The organism is Pseudomonas sp. Sample_16 (assembly GCF_004307665.1).
In the GTDB taxonomy this organism is placed as follows: Bacteria; Pseudomonadota; Gammaproteobacteria; order Pseudomonadales; family Pseudomonadaceae; genus Aquipseudomonas.
Genome location: NZ_RCOB01000181.1, coordinates 1 through 16,588 on the forward strand (window position 1 = coordinate 1; position 16,588 = coordinate 16,588).

Consider the following 16,588-nt stretch of genomic DNA (forward strand, 5'->3'; position numbering starts at 1 on the left):
GCGTCCCGGGCTGCATTCCCACGCAGAGCGTAGGAACGATCATGTGCGGTCAGGCAATCCAAGGGGATTTGCGGATGACTTCGACGAAGTTCATCGGCTTGAACCCTGGCTCCTGATCCACCAGCACATCGGTCTTCACGTTGCCGAACGTCGTCTGCGGGCGATGGCGCAAACCGTCGGCAAAGGCGCAGATGATGCACTCCTTGAATCCCTCGCCCCGCGGATGAGCATGCACCACCGCTTCGCGCTGCTCAGTGGAAAACGCCGCGTAGTCCATCCCCAGCACGTCCATCTCGACGCCGGCAGTCACCAGCGCCACGGTCGGCCGCAAGTGCTGCGGTACGCCCGGCGTGGTGTGCAGGGCAATCGACAACCAGACTTGCTCGATATCGTCTTCGCTCAGCCCGTATGGCTTGAGAAACGCCGCCGCCGCGTTGGCGCCATCGACTTCGAAGCGTTCGTTGTCACTGCGGTAACCTTCCACCAGCCCCAGGTCATGGAACATCGCGCCGACATACAGAAGCTCCGGGTTGTAGGCCAGTTGCTTGCGCTCACCGCTCAGCGCGCCGAACAGAAACACCCGGCGCGAGTGGTGGTAGAGCAGGTCGGATTCGATGTCGCGGATGTATTCGGTGGTTGCTTTGACCAGTACGCTGTCGGGGATTTTGATCCCGGCGATGGTGGTGCTCATGGACGATTCCTCACAGTGAGCGCCGTGGCGGCGCTGAGGATTCCAGTCTGTTCGCGGCCCTTGAAGCGGACAATCGATCCATGGCTGCGATCCTTGCCAATGAGCATGCATATCGCGCCAGCCTCGCTTGTTGGACCCGGATTGGCTAGGGTTGGTCGCGGTAGCCGTGCTTTTGTGGCGAGGGAGCTTGCTCCCGCTGGGCTGCGAAGCAGCCCCCAAATCTGCGACCGAGATTCAGGTGTATCGTATCCGGCGATTTTGCGATTGCTGCGCAGTCGAGCGCGAGCAAGCTCTCTTGCCACAGTAAGCGTGATCCATACAGGCGTTTCGAACCATGAGTAAAACCGTCGCCATCGTGGTGTTCGCCGGCGTCCAGTCGCTGGACGTCACCGGCCCCATGGATGTGTTCTGCGAGGCCAATCGCTTTCTGGCGCCCGAAGATCACTATCGACTGGAAGTGATCGGCGTGGAGCACGGGGTGATGGCGTGTTCGAATGGCCTGGCGCTGAACGCCCATCGGCATTTCAGCAAAGCGTCACAGGCTTACGATTTGCTGCTGGTGGCCGGTGGTCCGCAGTTGCCATTGATGGATTTTGGCGCCGCGTTCAATGCCTGGCTGCGAGATGCCTGCGCGTTGGCGCAACGCTTTGGGTCGATCTGCAACGGTGCGTTCATGCTGGCCCGGGCCGGTTTGCTGGAAGGGCGGACGGTGACGACACATTGGGGCGATGCGGCGGCGCTGGCGGCATTGTGTCCGTCGACCCGGGTCGAAGCCGATCGTTTGTACGTGCAGGACGCCGAACTCTACACCTCGGCCGGCGTGACGGCGGGCATCGACCTGTCGCTGTATTTACTGGCACGCGATCACGGACCGGAAGTGGCACTGAACGTGGCAAAGCGATTGGTAGTGTTCACCCAGCGCTCCGGGGGGCAATCACAATTCAGTCCGTTCCTGACCCCTCACGCCGAACCGACGTCGGCGGTGGCGATGGTCCAGCATTATGTGCTGGCCAATCTGACGGGCGACCTGACCATCGCCGATCTGGCCAATGCCGCCAACATGAGCGCGCGCAACTTTTCCCGGGTGTTCGCCAAGGAAGCGAAAATCACCCCCGCCGAGTTCGTTGAGCGGGCGAGAGTGGATGCCGCGCGGGTGATGCTCGAGAGCACACGGGCACCGCTCAAGACCGTGGCCTGGCAGTGCGGCTTTCGCGATGCCCAGCACATGCGCAGCGTGTTCAATCGCAGGTTGGGGGTGACACCGCAGCAGTTCAGGCTGAACTTTGCGGCGATGGTGTAAGCAAGGGCCTCTTCGCGGGTAAGCCGAGCTCCTACGGGATTTACGCCATTCAATATCCCGTAGGAGCTCGGCTTGCCCGCGAAGGCGTCCGCTCAATCAATCAACCGCTATTGCTTTGAGCGCGCCGGCAACAGCTTCAAGGTGCTGCGGGTATTGGCCGTCACCTCTTCATCAGTGAGGTGCGCCTGGTAGTAAACCCCTTCGACATACGCATCGGCCTGATCATCGAAATGACTGTCGAACGGCACGCCACTCTGGCCAACCGGATTGATTGTCAGGCTGTGGGTCGGGTCGGCGAAGTCGATCAGGCGGCGGGTCGACGGGCCATAGGTGACCGGCCAGGGTGCCGGGCCGATCTTGGCCGACAGGTTGTTCGGCACTTCATGGCTGCCGGGTGCCGCGAACGGGCCGACGTTGAAGATCCGGTCCAGCGGTTTCTGCTGCCCCAGCGGATGGCCATGGGTCAGCGTGTGCGCCTTGCCCCACTGCCATTGCGCGAAGTCCGCTCCAAGGGTGGCCTTGAGGTGGGCGATGCTCGCTTGCCAGGCAACCTTGACCGTGTCGGCCCGGGTTTCCTTGCCGAGTGTGTTGCGGTTATCCCACCACGGCGAATCCGGATTGGCCGCCAGGCGCGGGAGTGCAGCGTCGATCACTCGGGTCGACAGCAGCGTCTCGAAAAAATCATTGCCCAGCTCATCGTGCATCGCCGCTTCGGCAAGGTTGAACAGGAACTGGTTGAACACGGTGGCGCTGGTGGACTCCAGCGGATAATCGCCCTTCCATTGCGCCAGTTGCTCCACCAGTTTCAGTTCGGCAGGATCCGTCACTACCGAGCGCAGCACTGGTAGCAGCGGTGCCAACAGACGCTGGCCGTAGCCGGTGGTGGTGCCCAGTTGCAGTTTCTGGCTGGCATCGAGATCCCACTTGATGGCCTTGTCGCCGAGCTGTTGATTGAGCTGCTGACCACGGTCGGCCAGGTTGTAGTAACCGGGAATCTCCATGCCTGTCGCCGACACTGGCTGGAAGTTGGCGGAGACGATATAGCCCCGTGCCGGGTTTTCTTCCTGCGGGTTGGCGCTAAACGGGTAGAAACCGTCCTTGTCCGCCTCGGCACTGCTGCCGTCGAGAATGAACCACGGCTTTACACCGGCAGGCCGCTTGGGCAGCTGCGCCGCCGCCCACCAGCCGATATCACCCTTGGCGTTGGCCCAGACGATGTTCAGGCCGGGCGCCTGAACCTTGGCGGCCGCGCTGCGCGCCTTGGCCAGGGTGTCGGCGCGATTGAGCTGATAGAAACCTTCGAGAATCGGGTTCTGGCTTTCCAGGAACCCCCACCACATGGCGATCGGCGTTTTGCCAACGCTGTTGCCCAGCGCATCATTGACGATCGGGCCGTGGGGCGACTGGCGCAATACCAGGGAGACCGGTGCCTGGCCCTTCACCGCGATCTGCTGTTCGCTGCTCACCAGATCAACCCACTTGCCGCGATACCAGACCTGATTGGGGTTGTCCGGGTTGACCTTCTCGGCGATCAAGTCCAGGTCGTCGTTCTGGAACATGGTGATGCTCCAGCCGAAATCACGGTTCATGCCCAGCGAGGCGAAAGGCATCAGGGCCTGATAGTGGCCGTACAGGTCAAAACCCGGTGCCGAGAGGTGCGCCTCGTACCACACCGACGGCGCGGAGAAACGGATATGCGGATCGCCGGCCAGCAGCGGCTTGCCACTTTTGGTGTGATTGCCGGCGACCACCCAGGCATTGCTGCCCTCGAATTGCGGCAGGCCGTTGTCGGCCAAGGCTTGCTCACTGAGGCGGGCGAGGGCGTTGAGGTCTTTCCAGTCCGCGTTGGCGAGGGTTGGTGCGGCGGCGTTGTGTTGCTTGGCCAGCACGCCTTTGGGCTGCCAGTCGAGGTCGAAAACGTTCAGGTATTGCGAGCCGAGTTGATCGCGAACGTAGGTCAGCAGCGGTTCGGTACGGAACGCTGCGGCAAAACTGTAGGCCATGTAGCCGGCGATGCTGATGGTGTCCTGGGCGGTAAACGGGCGCTTCTGGATACCCAGTACATCGAACTCCACGGGTTTTGCATGGCTGTCCTGATACTGGTTGATACCGTCCAGATAGGCTTGCATGGCGATGAAGGCCGGTGATTGCTGGTCCAGATTGGCCAGGTAGGTTTCGGCACGTTCGCGAATGCGCAGGCTGCGCATCAATTTGTCGGTGTCGAGCAGCTTCGGCCCCAGCACCTCCGCCAGCTCCCCCCGGGCGAGGCGCCGCAGGACTTCCATCTGGAACAGTCGATCCTGGGCGTGGACGTAGCCAAGCGCGCGGTACAGATCGGTTTCGTTTTCGCCGCGGATGTGCGGGATGCCGCGCTCGTCGTAACGTACGGTGACCGAGCCTTGCAGGTGTTGCAGCTCCACCATGCCCTGACGTGTCGGCTGCTTGCTGTAGACGTACCAGCCGCCAGCGGCAGCGATTGCGACGACCAACAAACCGAGTGCGGTCAGGCTACGTTTCATGGTGACTCCTTGTTGTTATGGTGGCAGCAAATCCCTGGTGCCACTGTTTAACACGGCTCACCGTAAACAGGCATCGCCCGTAGGAGGGATTCGTATTGCGGCGTTTGTCGCTACTGAGTCGTAGTGGCAGGCCACGGGCAGTAACACCCTACGGCCAGTGTGTGCGTGGCACTCACTGCACGACCTTCGTTTAACGCTTGCAGGATCGGCTCGATAAAACTGTTGCCCGAGTTGCAAGTCAGGCCTTCGCTGTAAGGGCCGAAGTACGCCAGTTTGCCGGTGCGGTCCCAAATCGCCACGGCAGGGCTGGCGGGGACTTGTTCGGAGCCGGGCAGGATGGTCAGTGTTTTCAGGCTGCTCAGGTTGCTCGGCAGTTGTCCGTGGCTGCCGGTTTTTTGCACCGCATAGAATTCAACGCCTTTTGGTACGTACTGTTCAACCAGTTCGCTGAGGTGTTGTTGATTGCCGACGTTGCACGGGCAGGCCGGGTCCCAGAAATGCACCAGACGGATGGCGCCCGGTCCGGCAAGGGTGTCGGGTAAACGCAGCGGGTCGCCGGAGAACACAGCGGTGTGTTCGCTGAATGCGCGCAGGTAGCGCCCCTGGAACCAGTCGTAAGCCGCCCACAGCACTGCGGCGCAGAGCAGAGTCAGCAGGCTGACAAACAGGGTGGCACGAACGGGCGAGCGCATCGGTTCAATCCTCGAAGGTCGGCTAGCTTGCCATGCTTGCTGCGACAGATGAATATCGCAGGTCCATAAAGTCCGTTTCAGGTAATGGAATCGTTCATGCCCGCCACTTTCGACCCCAACGATCTGCGCGCCAGCCTGCGGCCACTGGCTGAAGGTCAGCCGTTGTCAGCGCAGGCGCAGGCCTATCAGCGATTTTACGGACTGGATTTTTCGTCGCGCGACGTGCGCCGCGGCCTGGGGCGTTTTCAAGTCGACGGCTATGAGGTGGTCAGCCAGGTCTGGTGGCCGCAGCAGGCGAAAGCGACCCTGTTTGTCTTTCATGGTTTTTACGATCACACCGGGCTCTATCGTCATGTGATCGAGTGGGCGCTCGATCAGCAATTTGCGGTGATCGCCTGCGACCTGCCCGGACATGGTCTGTCCAGTGGCGAGCGGGCGAGCATCAAGGATTTCGCCGAGTACCAGGACACCTTGCAAGGGCTGTTTGCCGAAGCGCAATCCATCGACCTGCCGCAACCGTGGCACCTGTGCGGGCAGAGCACCGGTGGGGCGATCGTGATCGACCATGTGTTGAATGCCGGGGCGAACAGCCCGGCGCAAGGGCAGGTGATTCTATTGGCGCCGCTGGTGCGGCCGCGAGCGTGGGGCTGGTCGCACTTCAGCTATTACTTGCTCCGGCCATTCGTCAAAGCGATTGCGCGGCGCTTCAGTGAGAACTCCAACGATCCGGATTTTCTACCGTTCCTGCAGGCCGACCCCTTGCAACCGCTACGTCTGCCAACCGCCTGGGTCGGGGCGCTGGCGCAGTGGATCAAACGCATCGAAGCGGCGCCGGGCAGCAACCGTCGACCATTGATTGTGCAGGGGCAGGCGGACATGACCGTGGATTGGCAGCACAACCTTGAGGTATTACGGGCAAAGTTCGACCGGCCGCAGGTATTGATGTTGCCCGAGGCGCGGCATCATCTGGCGAATGAGGCGCTGGTGTTGCGCGGGGAGTATTTCGGGTTCTTGAGCAAGCGGATAAAGGGCAGGAATTTGTAGCGATAGTTCGGGCCCCATCGCCAGCAGGCTGGCTCCCACAATGGTCCGGTGTCTACAAATCCAATGTGGGAGCCAGCCTGCTGGCGATGGCGATCTATATGGCGCCGAAGATCACTGGCCGAGGTTTGAAGAACTCTGCCCCACCGCCAACCCGGCCTTGATCGCCGCCAGTGCTGCCTGGTAATACGCCTTGCCTTCTGCCGATTCGGCAAACGTGGCGAACTCTTCCAGCTCTTCATCCGACAGGTCGCGATAGACGTAGAGCAGCGTGTTGTTCAGATCGCTGCCGATCTGCTCCATCAAGCGCTGGCGCTGACCGTTCAACATGCCCTGCGCCTGCCCGGCGCCGAGCAGGCCGGGGATCATCGAGCTCAGGCTGTCGGCGGCGACACCGGCAATCGCCAGGCTGACCTCGGCGCCAGCTTCACGGGCGGGCAGGGCCTGGGCCAGATGGCCGATGATCAGCAGGCGGCTGTCGCTGGCCTGCATTTTCGGCAAACCCTTGGCGTTTTTTGCCAATTGGTCGCGACGGGTGGCGAGTAATTCGGCAGCGACGATTTTCTTGCCCAGCGGTGACTGGAAGAACGCCAAAGCCGGTTTTGGATCGACGAGGTTCTTGCGCAGCTGCGCTTGCGCGCGCTGGTCCACGGCGTTGGGGGAAAACCGCTGATTACTGTTATTGACCAGTGCCTGGAACACCGCCGGTGGCAGGCTGCTTTCGTATCGTTTTTGCGCGGCGGCAAGGGCATCGTTGAAATGCGCGCGTTGTTCCGGCCAGCCGGCGACCTTGTACAACTGGTCGTGGCCGTCTGCCCAGGCGGGCAATACACAGAACATCAGCAGTGAGAAAAGCAAACGGCGCATAGGGACTCCTGTCGGCAGGCGACTATTCTCCGTGTGGCATCAGGACTTGTCGAGAATTCGTATCAACCCGCTGCGCGGCTCTGTCGGATTTTCAGGCGCAGGAATACTATGCGCGCCATGCAAATACCTTCTGATCACCCGCTGCTGTTACGTATCGTCGACGACCTGGCTGCCAACGGCTGGTCTCAGCAGAATATTTTCCTGCCTCTGGATCTGACCCGGGCACTGGCGGCCGAGTGCCGTAAACGTGCTGCCGAGGGTGAACTGGCCCCGGCGGCGGTAGGGCGTGGGCCGTTATCGGAGGTCCGCGAGGGCATTCGCGGCGATCACATTCAGTGGATCGAGCCGGGCCAGGCCGACGCGTGCGACAGTTATCTGGGGTTGATGGACAGTCTGCGCGAGGCAATGAATCGCGGTTTGTTCCTGGGGTTGGAGGATTTCGAAAGTCATTTCGCCATGTACCCGCCTGGGGCGTTTTACCTTCGGCATCTCGACCGGTTTCGCGACGACGATCGGCGCATGGTGTCGGCGGTGGTCTATCTCAATGACGCGTGGCTGCCCGAGCATGGTGGCCAGTTGCGCATGTACCTGGACGAAAGCGCGGAATACGATGTAGTACCGGTCGGGGGATGCCTGGTGGTGTTCCTGTCAGGTGAAGTCCCCCATGAAGTCCTGCCGGCGACCCGGGAGCGCCTGTCGTTGACCGGCTGGTTCCGGCGCCGGGGCAACGAGCCATTCTGATCATGCAGAAGATTTTGGTAAGCCGCTGTCTGCTGGGGCATCGCGTTCGCTACGACGGCGGCGCCAGCGGGCCATTCGATCAGCTTCAGCGTTGGCTCGACGAGGGGCGCGTCGTGCCACTATGCCCGGAAGTTGCCGGAGGATTGCCAACACCACGGGCGGCTGCGGAAATCCCGGGCGGGCAGGGCAGTGACGTACTTGAAGGCCTTGCAGCGGTGATCACTACCGAGGGTGAGGACGTCAGCGCGCAGTTTCTGTCCGGGGCGAAGCAGGCGCTGGAGCTGGTACAAAAACATGGCATCCGCATTGCCGTGCTCAAGGCCAACAGCCCGTCATGCGGCAATCTGCTCACCTATGACGGCACGTTCAGTGGTGTGAAAGTCAGTGGCGAAGGCGTGACGGCGGCGTTGCTCAAGCGTCATGGAGTGTTGGTGTTCAGTGAGCTGGAGTTGCCGCAAGCTGCCCAGGCGCTGGCAAACCAAAACCGATAGTCACCATAAACCCCCTGTGGGAGCGGGCAAGCCCGCCCACATTGGATACCGATCGTCTTCAGGGTTTTGGCGCTGCGCCCGATTCCGCCCCAAACCATTTCTCCACCAGTTTTTCCATTCGGCCATCGGTCTTGATCCGTTGCAACGCACCTTCCAGGCTGGCATGGAACGCCGGATTGCCCTTTTGAAATGGAATCGCCAGGTCAACCACCGGGTTCGCCTTGGGCTTCTCTTCCGTCAGCGACTGCACCAGCAAGATTGATTGCGGCTCTTCTTTCTTGGCGACCAATTGCGCATTGGTCTTGAGATAAGGCTCGCTGAAGTCGAAACGATCCTTCAGCCCCGGGGTCTGTGTAATGTGATTGATGGCAACGTCGTATTTGCCGCTTTCCACGCCATTGAGCAGATCACTGGCATCGGTGACGACAAAATCGGCCCGAACATCCAGTTCCTGGGCGAGCATTTGGCCCAGTTCGACTTCGAAACCCGCGAGTTTGTCGTCTTCCTTGAAGTTGAATGGAGGTGTATTCGCCTCAATGGCGATGCGTAGTTCGCCGCGGTCATTTACGTCGTCAATCAATTCGGCATGAGCCAACGGGCTCAAAAGGGGTAGCAGGCAGATCAGGCCAGGCAGAAAGCGCATGGTCACTCCTTTGAATTTTTTATAGCGACCCTCTGATTCAGGTTCGCTTTGCTATGGTTGTCGAATGCCTTCGACAACGATTGACCATGAAGTTGTCATGGTCACGCGGATTTTACGGAAAAACTGGAGAAGAGAATGAAAACCTTTATGTCACGTGCTGCTTTGGCTGGCTTGCTGATGGGCGTTTCGGTACTGGCCAGTGCTGCCACGCCTGCACCGAAAGGCGCCGAAGTGTCCATCGTGTCTCCCAAGGACGGTGCGACAGTTCCGCAGACTGTTGTGGTCAAGTTCGCAGTCGAGAACATTGCGCTGGCGCCAGCAGGCGACGTCACCAAGAATACCGGTCACCACCACCTGCTGATCGATGTCGATGAGTTGCCGGCGGCGGGTCAGCCGATCCCGAACGATGCCAATCATCTGCACTTCGGCAAGGCACAGACTCAGGCCGAAATAAAACTGACACCGGGCAAGCACACTTTGCAGCTCGAACTGGGCGACAGCGGTCACATGCCGTTCGATCCGCCAATCGTGTCCGAAAAAATCACCGTCAACGTCAAATAAAAAAAGGGAGCCCCGAAGGGCTCCCTTTTTTCGCTCGCGTCGCGATCAGAACAAAACGCGGCTACGGATGGTGCCGTTGACGTGTTGCAGCTTCTCTTGCGCCAGGTCCGAGTACTCGGCGTCGACGTCGATCACCACGTATCCAACCTTCTCGTTGGTCTGCAGGAACTGACCGGAGATGTTGATGCCGTTTTCGGCGAAGACCTTGTTGATCTCGCTCATCACACCCGGGATGTTCTCGTGGATGTGCAGCAGGCGGTGTTTGCCAGGGTGAGCCGGCAGGGCCACTTCCGGGAAGTTCACCGACGATACCGACGTACCGTTGTCGCTGTACTTGACCAGTTTCTCTGCCACTTCCAGACCGATATTGGCCTGGGCTTCAGCAGTGGAACCACCGATGTGCGGGGTCAGGATCACGTTGTCCAGGCCGCGCAACGGGCTTTCGAACTCTTCGTCGTTGGAGCGTGGCTCCACCGGGAATACGTCGATGGCCGCGCCGATCAGGTGCTTGTCCTTGATGGCCGCCGCCAGATGGTCCAGCTCGACAACGGTGCCGCGAGCTGCGTTGATCAGGATGCCGCCCTTCTTGATGGCGCGGATTTCCTTCTCGCCCATCATCCACTGGGTGGCAGCGGTTTCCGGAACGTGCAGCGAAACGATGTCGGACATCGCCAGCAGTTCGTGCAGGTTGCCGACCTGAGTAGCGTTACCCAAAGGCAGTTTGGTGATGGTGTCGTAGAAGTACACCTGCATGCCCAGGCCTTCGGCCAGGACCGACAATTGCGTACCGATCGAGCCATAGCCGACGATGCCCAGCTTCTTGCCGCGGATCTCGAAAGAGTTGGCCGCGCTCTTGATCCAGCCGCCACGGTGGCAGGAAGCGTTCTTCTCCGGGATGCCGCGCAGCAACAGGATTGCCTCGGCCAGCACCAGCTCGGCTACGGAACGGGTGTTGGAGTACGGGGCGTTGAACACGGCGATGCCGCGCTCGCGAGCCGCGTCCAGGTCGACCTGGTTGGTGCCGATGCAGAAACACCCTACCGCCACGAGCTTCTTCGCGTGATCGAAGATCTCTTCGGTCAGTTGCGTACGGGAGCGAATGCCGATGAAGTGAGCATCAGCGATCTTTTCCTTGAGCTGGGCTTCCGGCAGAGAACCTGTGAGGTACTCGATGCTGGTGTAGCCCGCCGCCTTGAGGACGTCGACAGCCGATTGGTGGACGCCTTCGAGAAGAAGGAACTTGATCTTGCTCTTATCGAGAGAAGTCTTGCTCATCTGCGTAAACCTGTATCCCGGAGAAAAATGGCAGGAGATAGCCAGCAGACGCTGACCCGGACGGCACGACAGCCGTCGCCGCAGAATAGCCGTTGGGCACTATGCTGCGGGGTCGGTATGCTAGCATATGCGCCCCGCTAAACACTCATTCCTGCGACGTGAAGCGTTCTCAGGATGACCATGAATTGTTCGAGAGTTCTGTCGATGACCAATCCTGCCCTGATTGATGAGCTGAAGACCCTGGTTGAGCCTGGCAAGGTGCTGACCGATGCCGACTCCCTGAATGCTTACGGTAAGGATTGGACCAAGCATTTCGCCCCGGCCCCCACCGCCATTGTGTTCCCGAAGACCACCGAGCAGGTCCAGGCCATCGTCCTGTGGGCCAACAAGCATAAGGTCGCCCTGGTGCCGTCCGGTGGTCGTACCGGTTTGTCGGCCGCGGCCGTGGCGGCCAATGGCGAGGTGGTCGTGTCGTTCGACTATATGAACCAGATCCTCGACGTGAACCTCACCGACCGCACTGCCGTTTGTCAGCCGGGCGTGGTCACTAAACAACTGCAGAATGTCGCCGAAGAGAATGGCTTGTACTACCCGGTGGACTTCGCCTCCTCCGGTTCCAGCCAGATTGGCGGCAATATCGGCACCAATGCCGGCGGAATCAAGGTGATTCGCTACGGCATGACCCGTAACTGGGTGGCTGGCATGAAAGTCGTCACCGGCAAGGGCGACGTGCTGGAGCTGAACCGTGACCTGATCAAGAACGCCACCGGCTACGACATGCGTCAGTTGTTCATCGGCGCAGAAGGCACGCTCGGTTTTGTCGTGGAAGCGACCATGCGCCTGGATCGTGCGCCGAAAAACCTCACCGCGATGGTCCTCGGCACCGCCGATTTCGACTCGATCATGCCGGTACTGCACGCCTTCCAGAACAAACTCGACCTGACGGCGTTCGAGTTTTTCTCCGACAAGGCCCTGGCCAAAGTCATGGCTCGCGGTGATGTACCCGCTCCGTTCGAATCCGACTGCCCGTTCTACGCGCTGCTGGAATTCGAAGCGACCACTGAAGAAGTGGCCAACCACGCCCTGGAAACCTTCGAGCACTGCGTCGAGCAGGGCTGGGTGCTGGACGGCGTGATGAGCCAGAGCGAAACCCAGCTGCAGAACCTGTGGAAGCTGCGTGAATACATCTCCGAAACCATTTCCCACTGGACGCCGTACAAGAACGACATTTCGGTCACCGTGTCGAAAGTCCCGGCCTTCCTGAAGGAAATCGACGCGATCGTTGGCGAGCACTACCCGGATTTCGAGATCGTCTGGTTCGGTCACATCGGCGACGGCAACCTGCACTTGAACATCCTCAAGCCGGAAAACCTGAGCAAGGACGAGTTCTTCGCCAAGTGCGCCACCGTCAACAAGTGGGTGTTCGAAACCGTCGAGAAGTACAACGGTTCGATTTCTGCCGAGCACGGCGTGGGCATGACCAAGCGTGATTACTTGACCTACAGCCGTTCGCCGGTTGAGATCGAGTACATGAAAGCGGTCAAAGCGGTGTTCGATCCGAACGGCATCATGAACCCGGGCAAGATTTTCGCTGTTTGATTTTTCGAACTTTAAGAGCCAACGAAGCAGGAGTCGGTAATGAGCTATCAGCACCAGTATGTCGACGGTACGCGCATTCACTTCCCGCTGGGAAAAGTGGTGTGCATCGGCCGTAACTACGCCGAACACGCCAAGGAGCTGGATAATCCGGTACCGACCGAGCCGCTGCTGTTCATCAAGCCGGGCAGTTGCGTGGTGCCGCTGGAAGGTGGTTTCAGCATTCCGACCGAGCGTGGTTCGGTGCATTACGAAGCGGAAATCGCGGTGTTGATCGGCAAGCCCTTGTCGACCAAGCCGAGTGTGGAAGAAGTGCTCGACGCCATCTCCGGGTTTGCCCCGGCGCTGGATCTGACCCTGCGCGACAAGCAGGCCGAGCTGAAATCCAAGGGGCTGCCCTGGGAAATCGCCAAGTCCTTCGATGGCGCGGCGGTGATCGCTCCGTTCGTTTCCGGCAGCACGTTCGCTGATTTGACTGACATCGGCATCCGCCTGACCATCAACGGTGAAGTACGCCAGGACGGCAATAGCAGCGCGATGCTCAACCCGATCGTGCCGATGATCCAGCACATGGCCGGCTGCTTCTCCCTGCAAGCGGGCGATGTGATCCTGACCGGCACGCCGGTGGGCGTTGGTCCGTTGAATGTTGGCGACGAAATCGTTCTGGAACTGCCGGGCGCCAGCAGCTTCACCAGCAGCGTCCGTTAAGTCGGCACCAAGCCCTGTAGGAGCGTGGCTTGCCCGCGATGGCGGTATACCTGACACACCGGGTTATCGTTCATCGCGAGCAAGCTTTGCTCCTACTGGTCGGAAGGCGTTGCTGCCATTTCCCGGTTTTTTCACATTCGGTCTGGATAATTCCCGGGATTTCGGCGTCTGAGCCGATCCCAATTGTGCTATTACCCCTAGCCTGAATTTCTGGAACGCATCCCTGATGGCCACTCCACCGCTCACCACGCTCAAACCTGTCCGTCGCTCACGCTTTGCCTTGCGTTGGTATTCCTGGCTTTTGCTAGTGGCCGCCATTGCATACGGCCTGGCGTTTGCCATGCATTGGGATGATCGCGGGGTGCTCTGGCTCCAGGAACGCTTCGAAAGCGCCGCCGAGCGTCAGGAGAGTGTCTGGCTGCCGGACTATCACGCGGTGATCGACGCCAAGCCGCTGCCGGGCATGGAAAAGGATGAAGCTTCGGACATTGCCTACGATCCCCAGACCAAGACCCTGTTTTCAGTCATGGGTAAAAACCCGTTCCTGGTCGAGCTGTCGTTGCAGGGCGATGTGTTGCGCAAGATGCCTCTGGTGGGCTGGAGCAACCCCGAAGGCGTCACTGTGATGGGCAGTGGTTTGCTGGCCATCGTCGATGAGCGTGACCACTTGGTGAGCATCGTCAAGGTCGATGCCGACACCCGCGAGCTGAACATCGCCAACTTCCCCAAGTATGACCTGGGCCTCTCGAAAGACCAGAACAAGGCGTTCGAAGCCGTTACCTGGGATCCGCGTAACCAGCAGTTGCTGCTTGGCGAAGAACGGCCACCGGCGCTGTTCACCTGGAAGGGTGATGGCCAGAAGCTGATCGGTGACAAGCAGGCATTGGCCAGTGACGAACTGGATATTCGCAATCTGTCAGCGTTGGCCATCGATCCGCGGACCGGCCACACCCTGGTATTGTCCGCTGATTCGCACCTGTTGCTGGAGCTCGACGAAAAAGGCGAGCAGGTCAGTTTCATGACGCTGCTGCGCGGTTTCAACGGCCTGAAAAACACCATCCCTCGCGCCGAAGGCGTGACCATGGACGAGGCCGGTAACCTGTATTTCGTCAGCGAGCCGAACCTGTTTTACCGTTTTGAAAAACAGCGTTGAAACAATTTTGTAGGAATTTACAGCGTCGGTTGTAGGAGCGGGCAAGTGGCCATTAAGCTTCAATTCAGACAGGCGTGATATTTCATCCGCCTGATCTAATTCCGAGCCTGCCTCCAATGCGTCGATTTGCCCGCCCCAAACCCCTGATTCTCATGCTGTCGGTGATTGCGTTGATCGTGTTGATCGCGGTCGGCCAGTATCTGCGCCTGTTTGAGCGGACCTGGTTCAATCTGCACACGCTCTGGCAGCCGTTAAGTACCCAGTCTATTGCCCTTGACCAGTATCAAGTGGTTTTGGAAGCGCAGGTCATCGAGGGGCTCGATGATGACGTCTCGGCACTGACCTACGACCCGGTGCGCAAAAGCCTGTTCACCGTCACCAATAAAAACTCGGAACTGATCGAACTGTCCCTGGACGGCAGGATCCTTCGCCGCATTGCCTTGATCGGATTTGGTGATCCGGAAGCCGTTGAGTTCATCAGTGCCGACACCTATGTCATCACCGATGAACGTGAGCAGCGACTGATCAAGATCCGTCTGGAGGACGACACCACCTTCCTCGACTCGGCGGACGCGGAACAAATGACCCTTGGTGTGCACATGAGCGGCAACAAGGGTTTTGAGGGCTTGGCTTACGATTCGGTGGGCAAGCGTCTGTTTGTCGCCAAGGAGCGCGACCCGATGCTGATCTATGAAGTGCACGGGTTTCCGCATTTCAATCCGGAAAAATCTTACGCGGTGCACGTGATCAACAACCCCAAGCGCGATGCCGGGATGTTCGTGCGTGATCTGTCGAGCCTGCAATACGACGAGCGCAGCGGCCACTTGATGGCGCTGTCTGACGAGTCGCGGTTGATTCTGGAGCTGGATGTCGACGGCCGACCGCTGAGCACCATGTCACTGAGCAAGGGGCGCCAGGGGCTGAAAAAGACCGTGCCGCAAGCGGAAGGGATCGCCATGGACGACGACGGTACGATGTACCTGGTGAGCGAGCCGAATTTGTTCTACGTGTTCAAGAAGCCAGCACAACCCTAATCAACGCCACGCAACACTGTGGGAGCGGGCTTGCCCGCGATGGCGGCCTGTCAGTCAACATCAATGTTGAATGTGACGGCCCTATCGCGGGCAAGCCCGCTCCCACAGGGAATATGCGTTTGCCTTACTCGGCGCGCAGGGTCTTCACGCCTTCGCTGGTCCCCAGCAACAACAGGTCTGCAGGTCGCGCCGCGAACAGGCCATTGGTCACAACGCCGACGATTGCATTGATCTGCGTTTCCAGCTCCACCGGGTTGGTGATCTGCAGGTTGTGCACGTCGAGGATGATATTGCCGTTGTCGGTCAGCACACCTTCGCGGTAGACCGGGTCGCCGCCCAGTTTCACCAGTTGGCGTGCCACGTGGCTGCGAGCCATCGGGATCACTTCCACCGGCAGCGGGAATGCGCCGAGGACCGGCACCAGCTTGCTGGCATCGGCGATGCAAATGAAAGTCTTGGCCACGGCCGCGACGATCTTCTCACGGGTCAGGGCTGCGCCGCCGCCCTTGATCAGGTTCAGGTGCTCGTCACTTTCATCGGCACCGTCGACGTAGAACTCCAGGTCGCTGACAGTGTTCAGTTCGTACACCGGAATCCCGTGGCCCTTCAGGCGCGCGGCGGTGGCTTCGGAGCTGGCGACAGCGCCGTCGAATGCACCTTTGTGTTGGGCCAGCGCGTCAATGAAACAGTTGGCGGTGGAGCCGGTGCCGACACCGACGATGCTCTTGTCGTCGAGTTTCGGAAGGATGAAGTCGACGGCGGCCTGAGCCACTGCCTGTTTGAGTTGATCCTGGTTCATGCGGGCTCCGGAGTGCCGAGGAGGGAACGAAAGGCCGGCATTATAGGCTTCGGGGCGGGGAAGGTCATTGTCCGATTGGCAGAGAACTGGAGCCGGGGTGCCGGATTGCTTTTGTGGCGAGGGCGCTTGCTCCCGCTCGGCTGCGAAGCAGTCGCAAAACCTGGTAAGCGATACATCCGGATGAATGCGGGGGAGCGCTTCGTACTCCAGCGACAGCAAGCTCCCTCGCCACAATGGTCCAACGGTGCCTGAAACCACCGGTTTAGTGTGGTCGTGCGGACAAAAGCCGGGTTAGACTCCATGGTCCTGCCCAACTCGCTCAGTGATGCTTTCCGATGCTTGAACAGTACGTCAAAAAGATCCTCACCTCGCGCGTTTACGACGTCGCCGTAGAAACCCCATTGCAGTCTGCCCGCCAGCTTTCCGAGCGGCTGGGCAACGATATCTGGCTCAAGCGCGAAGACTTGCAGCCGGTGT

General features: G+C 59.9%; 17 protein-coding genes. 10 read left to right on the top strand and 7 right to left on the bottom strand.

The genetic code is table 11. The features are described 5' to 3' along the window. Positions 1–49 precede the first annotated feature (49 nt). Positions 50–691 (bottom strand): HD domain-containing protein, encoded by a 642-nt coding sequence (locus D8U69_RS24450; protein ID WP_130908343.1) that lies wholly within the window; start codon positions 689–691, stop codon positions 50–52. Positions 692–1,025: 334 nt separating this feature from the next. Between D8U69_RS24450 and D8U69_RS24455 the strand changes: the two genes are divergently transcribed. Then, positions 1,026–1,991: a DJ-1/PfpI family protein gene (locus D8U69_RS24455; RefSeq protein WP_056854044.1), complete on the top strand. Its 966-nt coding sequence runs from the start codon at positions 1,026–1,028 to the stop codon at positions 1,989–1,991. A 107-nt stretch (positions 1,992–2,098) separates the two neighbouring features. On the opposite strand, the gene D8U69_RS24460 is transcribed toward D8U69_RS24455, so the two are convergent. Together D8U69_RS24460 and D8U69_RS24465 are read right to left on the bottom strand one after the other, a co-directional pair. After that, positions 2,099–4,510 (bottom strand): penicillin acylase family protein, encoded by a 2,412-nt coding sequence (locus tag D8U69_RS24460; protein ID WP_130908344.1) that lies wholly within the window; start codon positions 4,508–4,510, stop codon positions 2,099–2,101. Positions 4,511–4,620: 110 nt separating this feature from the next. Continuing rightward, on the bottom strand, positions 4,621–5,202 hold the full coding sequence (locus D8U69_RS24465; RefSeq protein WP_130908345.1) for a DUF6436 domain-containing protein: 582 nt from the start codon (positions 5,200–5,202) through the stop codon (positions 4,621–4,623). A 96-nt stretch (positions 5,203–5,298) separates the two neighbouring features. Between D8U69_RS24465 and D8U69_RS24470 the strand changes: the two genes are divergently transcribed. Continuing rightward, positions 5,299–6,246, top strand: coding sequence for an alpha/beta hydrolase (locus D8U69_RS24470; protein WP_130908346.1), 948 nt, complete (start codon positions 5,299–5,301; stop codon positions 6,244–6,246). A 111-nt stretch (positions 6,247–6,357) separates the two neighbouring features. On the opposite strand, the gene D8U69_RS24475 is transcribed toward D8U69_RS24470, so the two are convergent. After that, positions 6,358–7,110 carry a DUF2059 domain-containing protein gene (locus D8U69_RS24475; protein WP_056854040.1) on the bottom strand — a complete coding sequence of 251 codons (753 nt, stop codon included), beginning with the start codon at positions 7,108–7,110 and terminating at the stop codon, positions 6,358–6,360. Between the two features lie 108 nt (positions 7,111–7,218). On the opposite strand from D8U69_RS24475, the gene D8U69_RS24480 reads away from it, so the two are divergent. Together D8U69_RS24480 and D8U69_RS24485 are read left to right on the top strand one after the other, a co-directional pair. Beyond that, entirely contained in the window at positions 7,219–7,851 is a 633-nt protein-coding gene (locus D8U69_RS24480; protein WP_056854039.1) for a 2OG-Fe(II) oxygenase, read from the top strand. Between the two features lie 2 nt (positions 7,852–7,853). Beyond that, positions 7,854–8,342 (top strand): DUF523 domain-containing protein, encoded by a 489-nt coding sequence (locus D8U69_RS24485; RefSeq protein ID WP_130906070.1) that lies wholly within the window; start codon positions 7,854–7,856, stop codon positions 8,340–8,342. A 58-nt stretch (positions 8,343–8,400) separates the two neighbouring features. Here the strand turns inward: D8U69_RS24485 and D8U69_RS24490 are convergent, their stop codons facing one another. Further along, positions 8,401–8,985: a transporter substrate-binding domain-containing protein gene (locus D8U69_RS24490; protein ID WP_056854037.1), complete on the bottom strand. Its 585-nt coding sequence runs from the start codon at positions 8,983–8,985 to the stop codon at positions 8,401–8,403. Between the two features lie 135 nt (positions 8,986–9,120). Here D8U69_RS24490 and D8U69_RS24495 point away from each other — a divergent pair, with 135 nt between their 5' ends. Further along, a complete protein-coding gene (locus D8U69_RS24495; protein ID WP_056854036.1) occupies positions 9,121–9,546 on the top strand; it encodes a DUF4399 domain-containing protein in 426 nt (141 codons plus the stop codon). 45 nt (positions 9,547–9,591) lie between these two features. On the opposite strand, the gene serA is transcribed toward D8U69_RS24495, so the two are convergent. Further along, positions 9,592–10,821: a phosphoglycerate dehydrogenase gene (serA, locus tag D8U69_RS24500; RefSeq protein ID WP_056854035.1), complete on the bottom strand. Its 1,230-nt coding sequence runs from the start codon at positions 10,819–10,821 to the stop codon at positions 9,592–9,594. Positions 10,822–11,025: 204 nt separating this feature from the next. On the opposite strand from serA, the gene D8U69_RS24505 reads away from it, so the two are divergent. The 4 genes from D8U69_RS24505 (at position 11,026) to D8U69_RS24520 (ending at position 15,312) form a co-directional block, all read left to right on the top strand. Beyond that, a complete protein-coding gene (locus D8U69_RS24505; RefSeq protein WP_056854034.1) occupies positions 11,026–12,420 on the top strand; it encodes an FAD-binding oxidoreductase in 1,395 nt (464 codons plus the stop codon). A 39-nt stretch (positions 12,421–12,459) separates the two neighbouring features. Beyond that, positions 12,460–13,125 carry a fumarylacetoacetate hydrolase family protein gene (locus tag D8U69_RS24510; protein WP_020797317.1) on the top strand — a complete coding sequence of 222 codons (666 nt, stop codon included), beginning with the start codon at positions 12,460–12,462 and terminating at the stop codon, positions 13,123–13,125. Positions 13,126–13,351: 226 nt separating this feature from the next. Next, entirely contained in the window at positions 13,352–14,278 is a 927-nt protein-coding gene (locus D8U69_RS24515) for an SdiA-regulated domain-containing protein (RefSeq protein WP_130908347.1), read from the top strand. A 116-nt stretch (positions 14,279–14,394) separates the two neighbouring features. Beyond that, on the top strand, positions 14,395–15,312 hold the full coding sequence (locus tag D8U69_RS24520) for an SdiA-regulated domain-containing protein (RefSeq protein ID WP_056854032.1): 918 nt from the start codon (positions 14,395–14,397) through the stop codon (positions 15,310–15,312). Between the two features lie 124 nt (positions 15,313–15,436). On the opposite strand, the gene rpiA is transcribed toward D8U69_RS24520, so the two are convergent. Further along, entirely contained in the window at positions 15,437–16,111 is a 675-nt protein-coding gene (rpiA, locus tag D8U69_RS24530; RefSeq protein ID WP_056854031.1) for a ribose-5-phosphate isomerase RpiA, read from the bottom strand. Between the two features lie 335 nt (positions 16,112–16,446). On the opposite strand from rpiA, the gene D8U69_RS29885 reads away from it, so the two are divergent. Beyond that, positions 16,447–16,588, top strand: a 142-nt coding sequence (locus D8U69_RS29885) for a hypothetical protein (protein ID WP_177434485.1), incomplete at its 3' end; no start/stop codon positions are given.